This window comes from Aeromonas sp. 604282, from assembly GCF_049170575.1.
Taxonomy (GTDB): Bacteria; Pseudomonadota; Gammaproteobacteria; order Enterobacterales; family Aeromonadaceae; genus Aeromonas; species Aeromonas veronii_A.
Window position 1 is genome coordinate 151,771 of record NZ_JAAKMV010000001.1, and the last position, 19,780, is coordinate 171,550.

General features: G+C 56.5%; 17 protein-coding genes. 14 read left to right on the top strand and 3 right to left on the bottom strand.

Features of this window, described 5'->3' with window-relative positions; translation table 11 throughout:
* Positions 1 to 81: 81 nt before the first annotated feature.
* Entirely contained in the window at positions 82 to 2,115 is a 2,034-nt protein-coding gene (gene metG, locus G5367_RS00695; RefSeq protein ID WP_201932064.1) for a methionine--tRNA ligase, read from the bottom strand.
* Between the two features lie 186 nt (positions 2,116 to 2,301).
* Between metG and apbC the strand changes: the two genes are divergently transcribed.
* The 4 genes from apbC to G5367_RS00715 all read left to right on the top strand — a co-directional run bounded on the left by apbC (position 2,302) and on the right by G5367_RS00715 (position 6,630).
* Positions 2,302 to 3,384, top strand: a complete 1,083-nt coding sequence (gene apbC / locus G5367_RS00700) for an iron-sulfur cluster carrier protein ApbC (RefSeq protein WP_421243560.1) — start codon at positions 2,302 to 2,304, stop codon at positions 3,382 to 3,384.
* A gap of 110 nt (positions 3,385 to 3,494) precedes the next feature.
* Positions 3,495 to 4,139, top strand: coding sequence for a uridine kinase (udk, locus tag G5367_RS00705; protein WP_005345570.1), 645 nt, complete (start codon positions 3,495 to 3,497; stop codon positions 4,137 to 4,139).
* A 63-nt stretch (positions 4,140 to 4,202) separates the two neighbouring features.
* Complete coding sequence (dcd, locus tag G5367_RS00710) at positions 4,203 to 4,784, top strand: dCTP deaminase (RefSeq protein WP_005336719.1); 582 nt, start codon at positions 4,203 to 4,205, stop codon at positions 4,782 to 4,784.
* 376 nt (positions 4,785 to 5,160) lie between these two features.
* Complete coding sequence (locus tag G5367_RS00715) at positions 5,161 to 6,630, top strand: inorganic phosphate transporter (RefSeq protein ID WP_005345566.1); 1,470 nt, start codon at positions 5,161 to 5,163, stop codon at positions 6,628 to 6,630.
* Between the two features lie 995 nt (positions 6,631 to 7,625).
* On the opposite strand, the gene rne is transcribed toward G5367_RS00715, so the two are convergent.
* On the bottom strand, positions 7,626 to 10,721 hold the full coding sequence (gene rne / locus G5367_RS00720; RefSeq protein ID WP_421243561.1) for a ribonuclease E: 3,096 nt from the start codon (positions 10,719 to 10,721) through the stop codon (positions 7,626 to 7,628).
* Positions 10,722 to 11,134: 413 nt separating this feature from the next.
* Between rne and rluC the strand changes: the two genes are divergently transcribed.
* The gene (gene rluC, locus G5367_RS00725) at positions 11,135 to 12,079 is read left to right on the top strand and encodes a 23S rRNA pseudouridine(955/2504/2580) synthase RluC (RefSeq protein WP_005351815.1); all 945 of its coding nucleotides are present in this window, start codon (positions 11,135 to 11,137) and stop codon (positions 12,077 to 12,079) included.
* Positions 12,079 to 12,741 (top strand): HAD-IA family hydrolase, encoded by a 663-nt coding sequence (locus G5367_RS00730; RefSeq protein ID WP_421243562.1) that lies wholly within the window; start codon positions 12,079 to 12,081, stop codon positions 12,739 to 12,741. The genes rluC and G5367_RS00730 overlap by 1 nt, the downstream gene beginning before the upstream one ends.
* Before the next feature lie 100 nt (positions 12,742 to 12,841).
* On the opposite strand, the gene G5367_RS00735 is transcribed toward G5367_RS00730, so the two are convergent.
* The gene (locus tag G5367_RS00735) at positions 12,842 to 13,423 is read right to left on the bottom strand and encodes a Maf family protein (RefSeq protein ID WP_421243563.1); all 582 of its coding nucleotides are present in this window, start codon (positions 13,421 to 13,423) and stop codon (positions 12,842 to 12,844) included.
* A 118-nt stretch (positions 13,424 to 13,541) separates the two neighbouring features.
* Here G5367_RS00735 and yceD point away from each other — a divergent pair, with 118 nt between their 5' ends.
* The 8 genes from yceD (at position 13,542) to fabF (ending at position 19,720) form a co-directional block, all read left to right on the top strand.
* Positions 13,542 to 14,063, top strand: coding sequence for a 23S rRNA accumulation protein YceD (yceD, locus tag G5367_RS00740; protein WP_005345553.1), 522 nt, complete (start codon positions 13,542 to 13,544; stop codon positions 14,061 to 14,063).
* Positions 14,064 to 14,082: 19 nt separating this feature from the next.
* Positions 14,083 to 14,250: a 50S ribosomal protein L32 gene (gene rpmF, locus G5367_RS00745; protein ID WP_005300935.1), complete on the top strand. Its 168-nt coding sequence runs from the start codon at positions 14,083 to 14,085 to the stop codon at positions 14,248 to 14,250.
* A gap of 9 nt (positions 14,251 to 14,259) precedes the next feature.
* Positions 14,260 to 15,279 carry a phosphate acyltransferase PlsX gene (plsX, locus tag G5367_RS00750; RefSeq protein WP_005351844.1) on the top strand — a complete coding sequence of 340 codons (1,020 nt, stop codon included), beginning with the start codon at positions 14,260 to 14,262 and terminating at the stop codon, positions 15,277 to 15,279.
* Positions 15,280 to 15,286: 7 nt separating this feature from the next.
* Complete coding sequence (locus tag G5367_RS00755; RefSeq protein WP_040065495.1) at positions 15,287 to 16,246, top strand: beta-ketoacyl-ACP synthase III; 960 nt, start codon at positions 15,287 to 15,289, stop codon at positions 16,244 to 16,246.
* A gap of 71 nt (positions 16,247 to 16,317) precedes the next feature.
* Entirely contained in the window at positions 16,318 to 17,253 is a 936-nt protein-coding gene (gene fabD / locus G5367_RS00760) for an ACP S-malonyltransferase (protein ID WP_421243782.1), read from the top strand.
* A gap of 13 nt (positions 17,254 to 17,266) precedes the next feature.
* Positions 17,267 to 18,001, top strand: a complete 735-nt coding sequence (gene fabG / locus G5367_RS00765; protein ID WP_005351850.1) for a 3-oxoacyl-ACP reductase FabG — start codon at positions 17,267 to 17,269, stop codon at positions 17,999 to 18,001.
* A gap of 158 nt (positions 18,002 to 18,159) precedes the next feature.
* Positions 18,160 to 18,396: an acyl carrier protein gene (gene acpP, locus G5367_RS00770; RefSeq protein WP_005300909.1), complete on the top strand. Its 237-nt coding sequence runs from the start codon at positions 18,160 to 18,162 to the stop codon at positions 18,394 to 18,396.
* Positions 18,397 to 18,478: 82 nt separating this feature from the next.
* Positions 18,479 to 19,720, top strand: a complete 1,242-nt coding sequence (gene fabF / locus G5367_RS00775) for a beta-ketoacyl-ACP synthase II (protein ID WP_421243564.1) — start codon at positions 18,479 to 18,481, stop codon at positions 19,718 to 19,720.
* Positions 19,721 to 19,780: the final 60 nt, after the last annotated feature.

A 19,780-nucleotide genomic window follows, 5' to 3' on the forward strand; every position in this document is an offset into this window, starting at 1 on the left:
ATCCGCAGAGTCGCAGAGACGAAAAGAGTGCAGAGACAAAAAAAGAGGCCCAGAGGCCTCTTTTTTATCGGTTCGATGCGCTTACTTGACGCGCATGCCAGGCTGGGCGCCTTCCTGCGGCTCCAGGATCCAGAGATCCTTGCCGCCCGGGCCTGCAGCCAGCACCATGCCTTCGGACATGCCGAAACGCATCTTGCGCGGCGCCAGGTTGGCCACCATCACGGTCAGCTTGCCTTCCAGATCTTCCGGGTTGTAAGCGGACTTGATACCGGCAAACACCTGACGGGTTTCGCCGCCGATATCCAGTTGCAGCTTGAGCAGCTTCTCGGCTTCCGGTACCGCTTCGGCCTTCTTGATCAGCGCGACGCGCAGGTCAATCTTGGCAAAATCGTCATAGGTGATGGTTTCGCTGATGGGGTCATCAGCTAGCGGACCGGTCACTTTCGGTGCCTGCTCCTTGGCCAGGTCTTCCTTGGATGCCTCGATCATGGCTTCAATCTTCGCCGGCTCGATGCGGGAGAAGAGGGCCTTGAACGGCGCAACGGTGTGATTGACCAGCGGCATCTCGATGCCATCCCAGCTGAGGGTTTCGGCCAGGAAGGCTTCGGCACGTTCGGCCAGCAGCGGCATGACGGGCTTGAGGTAGGCCATCAGCACGCGGAACAGGTTGATGCCGACCGAGCAGACCGCCTGCAGCTCGGCGTCAGCCCCTTCCTGCTTGGCGATAACCCAGGGCGCCTTGTCGTCCACGTAGCGGTTGGCCTTGTCGGCCAGCGCCATGATCTCGCGGATGGCGCGGCTGAATTCGCGGCTCTCATAAGCCTCGGCAATGGCGGTACGAGCATTGGCGAATTCGGCGTAGAGCTCGGGTTCGGCGCAGGTTGCCGCCAGCTTGCCGCCAAAACGCTTGGCGATAAAGCCGGCGTTGCGGGAGGCAAGGTTGACCAGCTTGTTGACCACGTCGGCGTTGACGCGCTGCACGAAATCTTCGAGGTTCAGGTCCAGATCGTCGATGCGGCTGTTGAGCTTGGCGGCGTAGTAGTAACGCAGGCACTCCGGATCCAGGTGGTTCAGGTAGGTGGATGCCTTGATGAAGGTGCCCTTGGACTTGGACATCTTGGCGCCGTTGACGGTCACATAACCGTGCACGTTGACCTTGGTCGGCTTGCGGAAGTTGGCACCTTCCAGCATGGACGGCCAGAACAGGCAGTGGAAGTAGGCGATATCCTTGCCGATGAAGTGGTAGAGCTCGGCGTCGGAGTCCGCTTTCCAGTAGCTGTCAAAGTCGATATCGCCACGCTTGTTGCACAGGTTCTTGAAGGAAGCCATGTAGCCGATGGGGGCATCGAGCCAGACGTAGAAGTACTTGCCCGGGGCGCCGGGAATTTCGAAACCGAAGTAGGGGGCGTCACGGGTGATGTCCCACTGCTGCAAGCCGCTTTCGAACCACTCCTGCATCTTGTTGGCCATCTCTTCCTGAATGGCGCCGGAGCCGCGCACCCACTCAGAGAGCCATTTTTCAAACTGCGGCAGGTCGAAGAAGAAGTGCTCGGAGTCCTTCATTACCGGAGTCGCGCCGGAGACGGCAGATTTCGGATCGATAAGCTCAGTCGGGCTGTAGGTGGCGCCGCAGCTGTCACAGTTGTCGCCATACTGCTCCGGAGATTTGCACTTGGGGCAGGTTCCCTTGACGAAACGGTCCGGCAGGAACATCGATTTTTCCGGATCGAACAGCTGGGAGATGGTGCGGCTCTTGATAAAGCCACCATTTTTCAGGCGGCCGTAGATCAACTCCGCCAGCTCGCGGTTTTCGTCGCTGTGGGTGGAGTGATAGTTGTCAAAGCTGATGTTGAACCCGGCGAAGTCGGCCTGGTGCTCCTTGGAGACTGCGGCAATCATCTCTTCCGGGGTGATCCCCATCTGCTGTGCCTTGAGCATGATCGGGGTGCCGTGGGCATCATCGGCACAGATAAAGTGCACCTGATGACCGCGCATTCGCTGATAACGAACCCAGATATCGGCCTGGATATGTTCCAGCATGTGGCCAAGGTGAATGGAGCCATTGGCATAGGGGAGGGCGCAGGTTACCAGCATTTTACGAGGATCAGTTGCCATATTACGTTCTTGATGTGCTTGTTGGGATGATAGAGTGCCGTGCATGTTACCCGAATTGGGGGTAGCCTGCCTAGGGTTGTGGCTGTGCCGGGCTTGGCCGGATACACCATCTGTACTGCAGGCAAGCCACTGATTTGTGTGCGGTAACCGTTCACCTCAAGATAATGACAACATAATGAGGAGTTAATGGTGATTGATTCAGTAAAACAGATCCTCGCCGAATTTAAGCCGGCAGGCTGGAGCAAGGATCTGGTGGATGCCGGATTCGTTCGCGAGATCATCAATCAGGGTCAGGGGCTTACTATCCGGCTGGTATTGCCGTTTGCCGGTCTCTCGCTGCTCGATCAGCTTAAAGAGAACTACGATGCCAGACTGCGCAGCGCCACCGGTGCTGCCCGTATCGACTGGGCATTGGAGATTGACGTCGCCAGCATGCCGCGGGCGCAGGGCCTCAATGCCGTGCAGGGCATTCGCAACATCATCGTGGTTGCTTCCGGCAAGGGGGGGGTAGGCAAGTCCACCACCGCGGTCAATCTGGCGCTGGCGCTGCAAAAAGAGGGGGCGCGGGTCGCTATTCTCGATGCCGATATCTATGGCCCCTCCATTCCCACCATGATGGGCACCCTCAAGGAGCGTCCCGTCAGCCATGATGGCAAGCTGATGCAGCCGGTGATGGCCTGTGGCCTCAAGAGCAACAGCATCGGCTATCTGGTCTCCGAGCAGGATGCCACCATCTGGCGCGGCCCGATGGCGAGCAAGGCGTTGGCGCAGATCCTCCATGAGACCCGCTGGGGCGAGGTGGATTATCTGGTGGTGGACATGCCGCCGGGTACCGGCGATATCCAGCTCACCATGGCACAGCAGGTGCCCACCTCGGCCGCGGTCATTGTTACCACCCCGCAAGATGTGGCGTTGGCCGATGCGCGCAAGGGGATCGCTATGTTCAACAAGGTCAATGTGCCGGTGCTTGGCATCATCGAGAACATGAGCTACCACGTCTGCAGCGCCTGTGGTCATCATGAGCCGCTGTTTGGTACCGGTGGCGGCCAGAAGATGGCAGAGCAGTATCAAGTGGCACTGCTTGGTCAATTACCGCTGCACATTGATATCCGCCAACACATGGATGATGGCTGTCCGACGGTGTTCGGTGCACCGGAAGGAAGCTTGGCTCAGGCTTATTTGAAGCTGGCGCGCAGGGTAGGGGCTGAACTCTTTTTCAGGGCAAAACCGATTGCGACCCCTCTCTATGCCATGGCGCTGGATGAATAATCGGCGGTCGGTCACTTGAAAGGGAATTGAGGGTGGGCATGACCCACCCTTTTTTATATAATGGATCGGTTTAAACCATCCCCACTGCTCTTCTCTTTTAGGTATTTGTCATGTCTGATACTCAACATTCGTGTGTGATCATCGGTATTGCGGGCGCATCTGCGTCTGGCAAAAGTCTTATAGCCCAGACCATTTATGAAGAGCTGGTGGCCGAACTGGGCGCAGGTCAGATTGGTGTGATCACCGAAGATTGCTACTACCGTGATCAGACCCACCTGACCATGGAAGAGCGGGTCAAGACCAACTATGACCACCCCAACGCGCTGGATCACGACCTGCTGGTACAGCACCTTAGCCAGCTGGTCAAAGGTGACGCGGTTGCCATTCCCCAGTACTCCTACACCGAACACACCCGGATGAGCGAAGTGACCCCGTTTGCCCCGCGCCGGGTGATCATTCTGGAAGGGATCCTGCTGCTGACCGACAGTCGTCTGCGGGATCTGATGGACGCCTCCATCTTTATGGATACCCCGCTCGACATCTGCTTGCTGCGCCGTCTGGTGCGTGACGTGCAGGAGCGTGGCCGTACCATGGACTCCGTGCTCAAGCAGTATCAGAAGACGGTGCGTCCGATGTTCCTGCAGTTTATCGAGCCGTCCAAACAGTATGCCGATGTGATCGTGCCCCGTGGTGGCAAGAATCGCATCGCCATCGACATGCTCAAGGCGCGTATTCGCCACATGTTGATTGGTTAAGATGAAACAAGCCGGGTGATGCCCGGCTTTTTTAAAAGCACAATTTGTCAGGAGAGTCGCCCAATGCGTCTGTGTGATACCGATATTGAACGCCATCTGGATGAAGGCAAGATTGTCATTGAGCCACGGCCCGGGGTAGAGCGGATCAGTGGTGTCAGTGTCGATGTGCTGCTGGGTAACGAGTTTCGGGTGTTTCGCGATCATACCGCGCCCTATATCGACCTGAGCGGCCCGAGCAGCGAGATGGCCGATGCCATCGATCGGGTGATGAGTGACGAGATCCACATCCCCGATGGCGAAGCTTTCTATCTGCACCCGGGTCAGCTGGCGCTGGCAGTGACCTACGAATCCGTCACCCTGCCTGCCGATATCGTCGGTTGGCTGGATGGCCGCTCTTCATTGGCGCGCCTGGGTCTGATGGTGCACGTGACGGCGCACCGGATCGATCCGGGTTGGTCCGGTCGTATCGTGCTGGAGTTCTACAATGGTGGCAAACTGCCGCTGGCGCTGCGCCCGAAGATGAAGATTGGCGCCTTGAACTTCGAGATGCTCTCCGGTGTTGCGGCCCGCCCCTACAACAAGCGGGAAAATGCCAAGTACAAAAGCCAGCAGGGCGCCGTTGCCAGCCGCATCAATCAGGACTGATGACAGACGGCACTGCAACGATTCAAGGGAGCACAAGGTGCTCCCTTTTTGCATCTGGAATCAAATGGATATGGGGTTAATGGTAATGGTCGGATGAGATGGGAGGGGTGGGTTGTTTTATCACCACTTTTTCCCGTTTTTCTGTCATAAAAGCGTCATAAAAATGAAATTATTGGTTTAATTGTCAGCTAATTTTGCCATTTCCTGCAATCATTGATGGCTTTAATTAATCGATGGCAAGCCGCATGAGGACTGGCTCTAGGATATTTTTTTCCAAAAAGCTCTTTTTTTTTATGGCTGAAATATTTCAATGGTGGCTATGGTGTTGGCCGCCATCTGGCATAATCCGCCGCAACTCATAAACAGGCTTTTTTTTATGTTTGAAATGTTTAGTGGTTTGGGTTTGTGGTGGTCAATCGGTTTAGTATTGGCCGTTTTTTTTGTGCTTGCCTATGAATTCATCAACGGCTTTCACGATACCGCCAACGCGGTAGCAACGGTTATCTATACCAAGGCGATGCCCGCTCACCTGGCGGTCGTTGCATCGGGGATCTTCAACTTTTTTGGCGTCATGTTCGGCGGTCTGGGTGTGGCCTATGCCATTGTCCATCTGCTGCCCATCGACCTGCTGCTTGGGATGGACTCCACCCAAGGGTTGATCATGGTCTTCTCCTTGCTGTTTTCCGCCATCGTGTGGAACCTGGGCACCTGGTTCTTCGGGATCCCGGCCTCCAGTTCACATACCTTGATCGGTTCCATTCTGGGGGTAGGCGGCGCCTATGCCTGGATCACCCATAAACCGGTGACAGAAGGGATCAACGTGGGCAAAGCGATCGACATCATGCTTTCCCTCATCATCTCTCCCACCATAGGTTTCATCATCGCGGCACTGCTGCTGCTGGCAATGAAACGCATCTGGACCAGCAACAAGATCCACAAAACACCGGAAGAGCGTCAGCTGGTGGATGGCAAGAAGCACCCGCCGTTTTGGGCGCGTCTTACCCTGGTGGCCTCGGCCATGGGCGTCAGCTTCGTGCACGGCTCCAACGATGGCCAGAAGGGTATCGGTCTTGTGATGCTGGTGCTGATCTGCATGGCGCCCGCCTATTTCGCGCTGGACATGAACAGCCGCTCCTATGATCTGGATCGGACCCAGGATGCCAACCAGCGCATCATGGAGATCTACCAGCGAAACCAGTCAGCCCTCTCAGGTGTCATCAACTTCTCTGCACCGGTAACGGCTCAGGAAGAGCTGATGACCCACTGTTCCGCCGATGGCGTGCTGCAGGCGATGGCCACCCTGGATGCCCGTCTGGGGGCCGTGCGTACTTATGATCAGATGAGCCTGACCGACCGCCGTGAAGTGCGTCGTCTGCTGCTCTGTATCGATGACACCGCCCGCAAGGCAGCCAAGCTGCCACTGCCAGCCAAGGAGCTGACCGATCTGGCCAAATGGCGCAAGGATCTGACCGCGACCGCTGAATACGCACCGACCTGGGTGATTGTCTCCATCGCGCTGGCGCTGGGTTGTGGCACCATGGTGGGCTGGCGTCGTATCGTTCATACCGTGGGCGAGAAGATCGGCACCACAGGCATGACCTACAGCCAGGGCATTGCGGCCCAGATCACGGCTGCAACCTCCATCGGTGTCGCCAGTCTGACCGGTATGCCTGTGTCTACCACCCATATTCTTTCTTCTGCGGTGGCGGGTACCATGATTGCCAACAAATCCGGCCTGCAGAGCCAGACTATCAAGACCATCCTGATGGCTTGGGTGCTGACTCTACCGCTGACAATGTTGCTCTCTGGCGGTCTCTTTATCGTCAGCAATCATCTGTTTGGCTAAATGCCAATACCATTTTCGATAAAGGGCCTACGGGCCCTTTTTTTGTGCTTCTATATCAGGTTGTAAATTATCGATTTGATACCTGGCTGGACAGGGCAAGGGCCACTGAATGGTATGAGAGCGCATCATGAATGCGATAGTCAGGGCTTGTTTTTGAAATATTTTCACACATCTCACACTCACCAGATTGTGTGAAACAAGGATCTTTATTTGGTATGACGACAGCGGTGATCTCCACATACCTGTTATCGGCAAAATCCATATCGCAGCCGAGTCAGTAGCAAGTAAATCATGAAGATGGGTAGATCTATCAGTTTTTGCCGCGGGTCATCAATCATCAGCAGGCTCCCTTTTAGAATGAACAGGGATTGAAATGCTGACTAACCCAACTCCTGAGAGTTTGAGCAGTATTGCCGCGGGGTAATACAGATCAATCCTTGTTTGTATTGCGTATCCGCTGAATCGCATTCGGCCTTTATATGCCAACAAACTTATTGTTGAATTTAATTTTTAATGTATTCGAAGATAACGAGAAAATCTTGATAGGGCTTGGCAAAAGAGAGCCAATTCTTGGCGATACTGACCTTGCTTGCAGTCGCCAGGTCCGCCAGTGCAAGCAGAGGGGCGGGTCATGAGCCAATCTGTGGTGCTGTTACTTCTATGTATCTTGTTTGTCTATTCGCCCGCATCCACAAGAGTCGAAGGCTAACTTTCACCATCGTTACCCGATATGGTTGGCTATAAAGCTCTGAGGCATGGTTTAACCTGGCTGGTGGCGAGAAACATATCTGGTTAATCACTATCTCAAGCCAAATATGGTGTAGAGGAGGATATCTGAGGCATTACCTAACTGAGCAGAGTGCATTTAATGGGATATTTTCATTAGGTTCCTAATCCAAACTCCTTATTGATGAGGCGTTATCAACCGATGTCATGGAGATAAAAAAAGAGCCACACAATGGTGTGGCTCTCAATTTAGTCGTTACCGGTGGATATCAGGGGCGACCCGCTGGGCAGGTGGCCACGTCGACGGCGGCAGTGCTGCCACCATGACGACCTGATGTGCTCACTTCGTTGCGTACCAGCGGCGGGTAGTTAACCGGCTCACGAGTAGGCAGGGCAGGAGCTTCGGCAGGGGTTGCCATCGGCGCGGATGCTTTGCGGGCACGAGCCAACAGGCCAGCACCGTGAGCTACCTGTTTTGTAACGACCGGAGTCTCTTCAATCGCAACGGCAGCGACAGGTGCCGGGGCTTCGACAACATCAGCTGGCATTTCGACTGCAGCCGGTACAGCTTCCACGACAGGAGTGTTGACAGCAGGAGCTTCTTCAACAACCGGAGCAGTTTCAACGACTTCAGCAGCCGCCATGTCGGCAACCGGAGCGGCGACAACGGCAACTTCCGGCTCTGCTGCAACCACGACTTCTGCGACAGCTGCAACAACCGGGCTAGCGGCTACATCGGCTTGAGTTGCTTCAACCTGGGCAGCAGCCTGCTCGGCAGCTTCTTCAGCAACGGCTTCGACAACCACATGCTCGGTCAGTGCTGCAGAGGCTTGCAGGGCAGCAGCGACGGCTTCAGCGCTCGGGATGGTAACAACAGGCACTACCGGCTCTTCAACCTGCGCTTTGGCAATATCTGCCTGGGCTGCGGTGGTCAGAGTGGTGGTATCTTGCTGTTCTTCGTCACGCTGGCTGCGGGCATCTTCGTTGATGCGCTTGCGGCGCTGACCTTCGATACGCTGGCTGCGCGGAGTGCGGCGTGAACGGCGCTGGCCTTCACTCTGCTCTTCCTGCTCGTTACCCACGGTGGCATCGATCACGTCAGCTTGCGTTGGTACTTCGTCAACCGGCAGGGCAGGGGTGTCAGCGGCGGCGACATCGACGCGGATCTGCTTGCGCAGTTGGCGACGTTCGCGGCGCTCGGCCACTTTCTGCTCTTTCTCCTGACGTGGCTGGACGGCAGTTGCATCAACGGCGTCTACCGCTTCAACAACGACTTCGGCGCGCGGCTCACGGGGAGCACGAGGTTCACGGGCTGGACGTGGCGCACGTTCCTGGCGCGGCTCGCGAGGTTCGCGCTCCTGACGGGGTTCACGTTCCATGCGATGTTCGCTGCGCACTTCGCCACGAGCTTCACGCTCCTGACGAGGCTCGCGCTCTTTGCGGGGACGGCGATTGCGGTTTTCACCAGCTTCGCGGTTGCCACCTTCACGCTTCTCGCCTGCTTCCGCATTGTTGCGGTTGCCACGATTGTCATCACGACGAGGACGCTGACCACGGCCACGGCCTTCTTCGCGCTGATGACGTTGACCCTCTTCCTTGCGTGCTTCACGAGCAGCCGGTTTCTCGGCGTGCGCTTTAACTTCGGCAGGGGCTGCATCGCTGCTGAACAGGCCGGTAATGCCCTTGATCAGCTTGCTGAAGAAACCTGCTTCGGCAGGTGCAGGTGCAACGGCCGGGGCTGTCTGCTGCTGAGCTGCAACCGGCGCGGGTTGAGTCGGCTGGGCAAAGCCTTGCAGCAGCGGTTGTTCACGCTCGATCACCTGAGCTTGCTTCGGCTGGTAGACCGGCTTGGCAATCTCGGTTTTCAGCTCGTAGCTGGCCGCTTCCGGGATCTCGTTCTGACGAATACGGGTCACTTCGTAGTGCGGGGTTTCCAGATGCTGGTTCGGAATGATGTAAACACGCACATCATTGCGCTGCTCCAGACTGGCGATAGCTGCGCGCTTCTCGTTAAGCAGATAGGCGGCAACATCCACCGGCACTTGGCCGTGAACCTGCTCGGTGTTGTCCTTCATGGCCTCTTCTTCGATGAGACGCAGGATGGACAGGGCGAGGGACTCGTTGTCACGGATCACGCCTTGACCCTGGCAACGGGGGCAGATATGGCTGCTGGACTCGTTGAGGGAGGGGCGCAGACGTTGGCGAGACATCTCCAGCAGACCGAAACGGGAGATCCGGCCCAGCTGGATGCGAGCGCGATCCTGATGAACCGCTTCACGCAGACGGTTTTCCACTTCGCGCTGATGGCGAACCGGCGTCATGTCGATGAAGTCGATAACGATCAGGCCACCCAGGTCGCGCAGACGCAATTGACGGGCAATTTCATCGGCCGCTTCCAAGTTGGTTTGCAGCGCAGTCTCTTCGATATCGCCGCCCTTGGTGGCGCGGGAGGAGTTGATATCGATGGAGGTCAAGGCTTCGGTCGGATCGATAACGATGCTGCCGCCGGAGGGGAGGCGCACTTCACGCTGGAAGGCTGATTCGATCTGGCTTTCAATCTGGAAGTGGTTGAACAGGGCTACTTCACCCTTGTACAGCTTCACACGGTTGAGGAAATCGGGACGTACCAGCTCTATATGGGCCTTGGCACGTTCGAAAATCACCGGATTGTCGATCAGGATCTCGCCCACATCGCGACGCAGATAGTCACGGATGGCACGCACGATGACGTTGCTTTCCTGGTGGATCAGCACCGGTGCCGCGCGCTCCTGGGAAGCCTTGTGGATGGAGTCCCAGTGATTGAGCAGGACGTTCAGATCCCACTCCAGCTCTTCTGGCGACTTGCCCACACCGGCGGTGCGCACGATCAGACCCATGCCTTCCGGCACGGTCAATCCACTCAGGGCTTCTTTCAGTTCAGTCCGCTCATCACCCTCGATGCGGCGGGAGATACCACCGGCACGGGGGTTGTTGGGCATCAGTACCAGGTAGCTACCTGCCAGGCTGATAAAGGTGGTGAGGGCTGCACCCTTGGTGCCACGCTCTTCCTTGTCGATCTGGACGATAACTTCCTGACCTTCGCGGACCACTTCTTTGATGTTGGGACGACCCTGATAGGAGTAACCGGAGGGGAAGTAATTGCGGGCGATCTCCTTCAACGGCAGGAAACCGTGGCGCTCGGCGCCGTAGTCAACAAAAGCAGCTTCAAGGCTGGGTTCTACGCGGGTGATCTTACCCTTGTAAATGTTCGCTTTCTTCTGCTCGTGTCCCGGACTTTCAATATCCAAATCGTAGAGCTGTTGTCCGTCAACCAGCGCTACGCGCAACTCCTCTTCTTGAGTTGCGTTGATAAGCATTCTTTTCATTGAGTTCTCATTATTGTGTCATTTTGATTTCCTCCATCTGGGTCCTGCCAGCGCCGGCCTCGGGTCTTCAGCATACTGGGGCAACCTCCCGGTTGGGGTATGCATGAGGCGCAAACTAAGGGCGTTCTGGTCATCACTTCTCGAGAAGGAATGACTAAGGATGCCGAAATGGAGACAAATAAACGGTGATGTTTGTGTTCTCCATGCGTTGTACCTCGCCCCCGGGAACCGTCATGTTCTTGTATACACGGTGTTTCGGGATTGGGTGGCATACTTTTTGGCCACTTAGTACAAGGCTTGAACACAATGACAAAACCTTGTTTATTATCCCATTTAAACCTCTTTTATAGCAAGGCGCCATTTTTCAACAAACCATGCAGCCAAGGGGCGCTGGCAGTGTTAAAATCCGCGCCATGACACAGATACAACAACAAGTGCAGCTGCTCACCATCGAAGCTGAGCATGACGGGCAGCGCATCGACAATTTTCTCAAGACTCAGCTAAAGGGCGTCCCCAAGAGCCTGATCTATCGCATCCTTCGCAAAGGCGAAGTGCGGGTAAACAAAAAGCGCATCAAACCGGAGTACAAACTCTGCGCAGGTGACGAGGTGCGGGTTCCTCCCGTGCGAGTTGCCGAGAAGAATGAGCTGCCTTCGGCAAACCTCGGGGTTATCCAGCGTCTGGAGAGCCAGATCCTGTTCGAAGACGATGCCATGATCGTGCTGAACAAGCCCTCCGGCATGGCCGTACACGGTGGCAGCGGCCTGAGCTTTGGCGTTATTGAGGGGCTGCGAGCCCTGCGTCCAGAAGCCCGTTTCCTCGAGCTGGTGCACCGCCTTGACCGCGACACCTCCGGCGTGCTGCTGGTCGCCAAAAAGCGCAGCGCCCTGCGTAGCCTGCATGAGCAGTTGCGCGTCAAGACCATGCGCAAGCAGTATCTGGCGCTGGTGCGCGGCAAGTGGCAGGCCCATGTAAAAGTGGTCAACGCACCGCTGCGCAAGAATGATCTGCAATCCGGTGAACGGGTAGTGCGGGTCAGTGCCGATGGCAAGCCCTCCGAAACTAGGTTCCGTATCGTGCGTCAATTTGCCGAAGCGACCCTGGTCGAGTGCAGCCCCATTACTGGCCGTACCCACCAGATCCGCGTGCACACCCTGCATGCCGGTCACCCGATCGCCTGTGACGATAAGTACGGTGAAGCGGCGTTTGACGAGAAAATGCGCAGCCAAGGGCTAAAACGGCTCTTTTTGCATGCCTGGAAGCTCAGCTTCACCCATCCGGCCGATGGTCGCGAGATGCAGGTCGAAGCGCCGTTGGCACCTGAGCTCGACAACTTCCTCAACGGCTTGCCACGCTGATGCAGGATATCCGGCTCGCCATTTTCGATTGGGATGGTACCCTGATGGATTCGGTGGGCCGGATTGTGGCCTGTGTGCAGGGGGCCGCCAGAGATTGTGAGCTAGCGGTTCCTGCTCCAGCCCAGATCCGGCAGATCATCGGGTTGAGCCTCGATGTCGCCATGTCCCGTCTGTTCCCCTTATGCAGTGACAGTGGCGCTACCAGAGATGAGCGCCAGATTGCCGCACTCATCAATCGCTATCGTCATCACTATCTGCACGACGCTACCCCCAGCCCGCTGTTTGCCGGGGCAGGGGAGTTGCTACATGACTGGCAGTCACGGGGACTGCAACTTGCTGTCGCTACCGGGAAATCGCGCCGTGGGCTGGATCGGGTATTGGATGAGACCGGGCTGCACCCGTTATTTGTGACCAGTCGTGGGGCCGATGAGGCTCGCTCCAAGCCTGATCCGCTGATGCTTGAGCAGATCCTGGACGAGCTGGGGCTGTCACCCCGGCAGGCCGTAATGATCGGCGACTCTGTTCACGATATGGCGATGGCCGAGGCAATTGCCATGCCGCGCATTGGCGTTACTTGGGGTGTAGATAGTAGTGATGCTCTCAGTCGTCACGAACCTGTAGCGGTGGTGGACTCCATGACGGCTCTTCGCGGGCTGTTGTAGACGCTTCTCTTTAAGAGACATCAATCTGATTGATATAAAAAGCCCGGTCTATTGATCGGGCTTTTTATATCCTCGATCTAGCTTATCTATTCGTCCGCAATCAGGGCAGGGCAATACCGTGGCGCTCCAGCAGTTCGATCAGGCCGATCAGTGGCAGACCGATCAAGGCGTTAGGATCGCGCCCCTCCAGCCCCTTGAACAGCACGATGCCCATACCTTCACATTTGAAGCTGCCAGCACAATCGAGGGGCAATTCTGCCTCTACATAGCGGCGAATGGCGGCTTCATCGAGGTTGCGAAAATGGACAGTGAAGGGTTCCACCAGTTGATGAGCCTCATTGGTTGCGGCATTCACTACGCACAGGCCTGTGTAGAAGGTGACACTGCGCCCCTGGGCCGCCATCAGCTGGGCGATGGCATTGTCGATGGTGCCCGGTTTGCCGAGGATGTGACCATCGCATACACACACCTGATCAGAGCCGATAATCAAGCCGTGATCACGTTGCCCGGCGATGGCATCAGCCTTGGCATGGGCCAGCCTAGCCACCAGCGCCTCGGCGGATTCGCCAGCCACTGGTCGCTCATCCACATCGGGGGCGGCACATTCAAAGGGGAGTCCGAGCTTCTCCAGCAAGGCTTTGCGATAGCGAGAAGTTGAGGCGAGGATCAGATTCTGTGGCATAATCAGGTACCGATGAAAGCGAGTACCGGCATTCTAGGGACTTGTGACGTTAAAATCATCGGCGGTAAGGACTTTTTCCTTTGACTATCAGTTGTTGGACCTATATTATTCGCGCCCTATGCAAAAGGTGAAGTTGCCCGTTAAGGTTGATCCAGTCCGTAGTGCCTTGAAGCTGCTCGATTACATCGGGATAGTGGAAAAGTCGCAGATGCCCAGGCTGGAGGAATCAACCGCTGGCTTGCAGAGTGATATCGAGGTATCACTGCACTTTGGCAAAGATGTCCAGAAGTTGACCGTTATGAAAGGCACTGCCCATGCCAAGGTTGACCTGGTTTGCCAACGTTGCGGAGAGACATTCGAACACCTCTGTGAAGCTGAATTTATCTACACTCCGCTGTTCGAAAGAACAAACGAGGAAGAACTGCCGGAAGCTTATGAGCCCATTGAGTTGGACGAAAACGGCGAGATAGATCTTCATCAAATCCTGGAGGATGAACTCATCCTCTCGTTGCCTCAAGTCGCAATGCATTCTCTGGATGCATGCCCGAGAGGAAACATGGAGATGACTTGGGGTGAAATCGAACCTGCTGATGAGCGGCCGAATCCCTTTGCAGTTCTTGAAGAGCTTAAACGTAAGTGAATTTAGGAGTTAGCCTACAATGGCCGTACAACAGAACCGTAAAACCCGTGCCAAGCGTGGCATGCGTCGTTCCCACGATGCGCTGACCACCGCTGCCCTGACTGTTGATCAGACCAGTGGCGAAATTCATCGTCGTCACCACGTGACTGCCGATGGTTTCTACCGCGGTAAAAAGGTAATCGCTTAAGGATTGCCTTTGTCTACGCAAACTGTCGCGCTAGACATCATGGGGGGAGATATTGGCCCCTCGGAAACAGTGCCTGCCGCCGTGCAGGCACTGTCTCTTTTACCCCAGCTAAAACTGATCCTGGTCGGCGACCAGCACCAGACCTCTTCTCTGCTGCAGCAGCATGGCTTGCTGAATCATCCCCGCGTTCGTTTCGTACATGCATCCCAAGTGGTTGGCATGGGCGATAAACCGATCGTGGCGCTGCGTACTCTGAAAGACTCCTCCATGCGGGTGGTACTCAATCTGGTGAAAGCCGGTGAGGCCGATGCCTGCGTCAGTGCCGGCAATACCGGTGCGTTGATGGCGATGGCCAAGTGCGTGCTCAAATCCCTACCCGGGGTAGACAGACCCGCCCTCATCAAGGCGTTGCCAACATTGAGTGGCAAACGCACCGTGATGCTGGATCTCGGCGCAAACGTCAGTTGCGATGCCGATACCTTGCTGCAGTTTGCGGTGATGGGCTCTGTCGTGGCCGAAAAGGTAGAAGGCATTGCATCACCCCGTGTTGCCTTGCTCAACATCGGCGAGGAGGAGATCAAGGGCAACGATCTGGTGCGCCACAGTGCCGAATTGTTGCGTCAGTGCCACGCGCTCAATTATGTCGGGTTTGTCGAAGGGGATCGCATCTTCAGCGGCGACAGCGACGTGATCGTCTGCGACGGTTTTGTCGGCAATGTCGCCCTCAAGACGGCAGAAGGGGTGGTGCGGATGATGGCCCAGCTGGCCGGATATCCCCGCAAGAAACGCACTTTTCTTGGCCGGATCGCCGGATTTATGTTCAAACGGCGTTTTTCTTACCTGAACCCCGACCAGTATAACGGGGCAAGTCTGTTAGGATTGCGTGGCATTGTGGTAAAAAGTCATGGGCGGGCCGAACGGCGCGCTCTGTGTAATGCGATCCTGCTGGCCGCACAAGAGGCCAAACATCAACTTCCACTGCAAATAGCAGATCGCCTTGAAGCTGTCTTCTCTGACAGGGATCTATAAGAACTCTATGCATAGCAAAATTCTGGGTACTGGCAGCTACCTGCCGAGTTCAGTGCGTACCAACGCCGATCTCGAGCAGATGGTTGAGACCAGTGATGAGTGGATCGTGGAACGCACCGGTATCCGTGAGCGCCGTATTGCCGGGGCTGACGAGACCGTTGCCACCCTCTCTTACCAGGCCGCCCTGCGCGCCCTGGATGCAGCCGGTTTGACCGCTGCCGATCTCGATATGATAGTGCTGGCCACTACCAGTGCTGAAAATGCTTTCCCGGCTGCCGCCTGCGAGCTGCAGGGGCTGCTCGGCGTACCGGGCATCCCTGCCTTTGACGTGGCAGCTGCCTGCGCAGGCTTCACTTATGCGCTCTCCATTGCCGATCAGTTCGTCAAATCCGGCGCCGCCCGCCATGTGCTGGTCGTCGGGGCCGATGTGCTCTCCCGCATGTGCGATCCGCAAGATCGCGGCACCATCATCCTGTTTGGCGATGGGGCAGGGGCTGTGATTGTCGGTGCCAGCGAGACGCCGGGCATCCTCTCTACCCATCTCCATGCCGATGGCCGTTATGGCGAGCTGCTCAAGCTGCCTCATCCCCGTCGCGGCATGCCGGGTGCCGAGCTCGAAGCCTACATGTATATGAAGGGCAACGATGTCTTCAAGGTCGCGGTCACCCGTTTGAGCGAGATCGTAACCGAAACCTTGGCCGCTGCCGGTATCGAGCCGAGCGAGCTGGATTGGCTGGTGCCGCATCAAGCCAACTTCCGCATCATCAGTGCCACCGCCAAGAAGCTGGGTATGAGCCTCGATAAAGTGGTACTGACCCTCGACAAGCACGGCAATACCTCTGCCGCTTCTGTTCCGGTTGCCTTCGACGAAGGGGTGCGGGATGGCCGGATCAAACCGGGTCAGCTGGTTCTGCTGGAGGCTTTTGGCGGCGGTTTCGCCTGGGGCTCGGCGCTGGTTCGCCTTTGATCTTCGGCGGGATGGTGTCTCCATCATTCCGTCACCGATTTCATTTTTGTCTTATCTAAAAGGAATCAATGATGACCCAATTTGCCATTGCCTTCCCGGGACAAGGTTCCCAGTCCGTAGGCATGCTGGCCGAGCTGGCCGAACAACATGCCGTGATCAAGGAGACCTTCGCCGAGGCGAGCCAGGTGCTGGGTTATGACCTGTTTGCCCTGGTGATGGATGGTCCGGTTGAAGATCTGAACAAAACCTGGCGCACTCAGCCTGCGCTGCTGACAGCCTCTGTCGCCCTGTGGCGCCTGTGGCAACAGCAGGGTGGGGCAACGCCTGCCATGATGGCGGGTCACAGCCTGGGTGAGTACTCCGCGCTGGTTTGCAGCGGCGCACTCGATTTTGCCGATGCGGTCAAACTGGTCGAGCTGCGTGGTCTGGCCATGCAGGAAGCGGTACCGGAAGGCACCGGCGCCATGGCGGCCATCATCGGCCTGGATAACGAATCCATCGTCGCCAACTGCGAAAAAGCGGCAGAAGGGCAGGTGGTCTCTCCGGTCAACTTCAACTCTCCGGGCCAGGTGGTTATCGCCGGTCACAAAGAGGCCGTTGAGCGCGCCAACGTGCTGATGAAAGAGTCGGGCGCCAAGCGTGCGTTGCCGCTGCCAGTCTCCGTACCGTCTCACTGCGCGTTGATGAAACCTGCCGCAGAAAAACTGGCAGCTGCGCTGGACGGGATCGAGATCAAGGTTCCAACCATCGCTGTCATCAATAATGTCGACGTATCCTGTGAACAGGATCCGGCCGCCATCAAGCAAGCGCTGGTACGTCAGCTGTTCAGCCCGGTTCGTTGGACCGAGACTGTCGAGCGGATGGCCAACGAGGGGGTTACCCTCGAGATCGAGATGGGACCGGGCAAAGTGTTGACCGGGCTCGCCAAGCGTATCGACAAGCGCGTGGAAGGTATTCACGCCAACGATGCCGCCTCTTTCGAGCAGGCGCTGGCCCAGATCAAGTAAACAGGAGCAAGTGATGAGCTTTACCGATAAGGTTGTGTTGGTGACCGGTGCCAGTCGTGGCATCGGCCGTGCGATTGCCGAAACATTCGTGGCCCGTGGCGCGAAAGTGGTCGGTACGGCGACCAGCGAGAGCGGTGCCGAGGCGATCAGCGCCTATCTGGGTGACAATGGCTGCGGCATGGCACTGAACGTGACCAGCCAGGAATCCATCGAAGCCGTCTTCGCCGCCATCAAGGCGCGCTTTGGCGACATCGACATCCTGATCAACAACGCGGGGATCACCCGTGACAACCTGTTGATGCGGATGAAAGATGACGAGTGGAACGAGATCATCGATACCAATCTGACCTCGCTTTACCGTCTGAGCAAACCGGTGTTGCGTGCCATGATGAAGAAACGTCACGGTCGCATCATCAGCATTGGCTCCGTGGTGGGAACCATGGGCAATGCCGGTCAGGTCAACTATGCTGCCGCCAAGGCCGGTCTGGTTGGTTTTACCAAATCGTTGGCGCGGGAAGTGGCATCCCGTGGTATCACAGTGAACGCGGTTGCTCCCGGTTTCATCGAAACCGACATGACCCGTGCCCTGAATGACGATCAACGTGCCGGCATCATGAGTCAGGTGCCTGCCGCCCGTTTGGGTGATCCAAAAGAAATTGCCGCAGCTGTGGTATTCTTGGCTTCTGATGAAGCAGCCTATATCACCGGCGAAACCCTGCATGTTAATGGCGGGATGTACATGGTGTAATCAATTTGTCGTAAGATCTGTTCAAATTTGCGATAGTACGCCGAAGTTTGGCACATTTCGTGGTTTGACCAGCGGCAAGCTACTTGCAAACTCACGTCAATTGAATAAACTACCCCAACCAGACGCAAATAGCGTATTTTTAAAGGAAAATTCAGGTCATGAGCAACATCGAAGAACGCGTAAAGAAAATCATCATCGAACAACTGGGTGTTAAAGAGGAAGACGTTAAGAACGCTGCCTCCTTCGTCGACGACCTGGGCGCTGACTCTTTGGATACCGTTGAACTGGTAATGGCGCTGGAAGAAGAATTCGATACCGAAATTCCTGATGAAGAAGCCGAGAAGATCACCACTGTTCAAGCGGCTATCGACTACATCACCGCTAATCAGGAATAAGTTCCTGTTCTGAAAGAAGCGGCCCAAGGGCCGCTTCTTTTGTATTTGTTCCTTTTCAAAACACCTCTCGGAGACTACCTCAGTGTCAAAACGCAGAGTCGTGGTGACCGGCTTGGGGATGCTTTCCCCGGTGGGTAACACTGCCGAATCCAGCTGGCAAGCACTGCTCAACGGGCAGAGCGGCATTTCCCTTATCGAACATTTTGATGCCAGCGAGTTTGCAACCCGCTTCGCAGGTCTGGTCAAGGATTTCGATCCCGAGCAGTACGGTATCAACCGTAAAGACGCTCGCAAGATGGATCTCTTCATTCAATACGGCATCGCGGCCGGGATGCAGGCGCTGGATGATTCCGGCCTGACCATCAATGAAGAGAATGCCGAACGTGTCGGCGTGGCGATTGGCTCCGGTATCGGCGGTCTGGGTCTGATTGAACAGAACCACGACAGCTTGGTCAACGGCGGCCCGCGCAAGATCAGTCCCTTCTTCGTTCCGTCCACCATCATCAATATGGTGTCCGGTCATCTTTCCATCATGAAAGGTCTGCAAGGGCCGAACATCGCCGTGACTACGGCTTGTACCACGGGTACCCATGCCATCGGTATGGCTGGCCGGATGATCGCTTACGGTGATGCCGATGTGATGGTCGCTGGCGGTGCCGAGAAAGCCTCCACCGCGATGGGGATGGGTGGCTTCGCTGCCGCCAAGGCACTCTCCAACCGCAACGACGAGCCGCAAAAAGCGAGCCGTCCGTGGGATAAGGATCGCGACGGTTTTGTGCTGGGTGACGGTGCCGGGGTACTGGTGCTGGAAGAGTACGAACACGCCAAGGCCCGTGGCGCCAAGATCTACGCCGAGCTGGTCGGTTTTGGCATGAGCGGTGACGCGTACCACATGACTGCGCCTCCCGCAGATGGTAACGGTGGCGCTCGTGCCATGAAAAATGCCATCAAGGATGCCGGCATTGCCCCCGAGCAGATTGGTTACATCAACGCGCACGGTACCTCCACCCCGCTGGGTGATGTGGCTGAACTGCGTGGCATGAAGTCGGTGTTTGGTGAGCACGCCAAATCCCTGATGGTCAGCTCCACCAAGTCCATGACCGGTCACCTGTTGGGCGCCGCCGGTGCCATCGAGGCGATCATCACTGTGTTGGCCCTGCGTGATCAGGTGGCTCCGCCCACCATCAACCTGGACAACCCGGATGATGAGTGCGATCTGGATCTGGTACCCCATGTGGCCAAGCCAGGTAGCTTTGAGTACGCCCTTTCCAACTCGTTTGGTTTTGGCGGCACCAATGGCTCACTGATCTTCAAACGCGTATAATTTGCCGCAGGGCAAAGACACAGGCCCGATACTGCCGGTATCGGGCCTTTTTTATCGGAG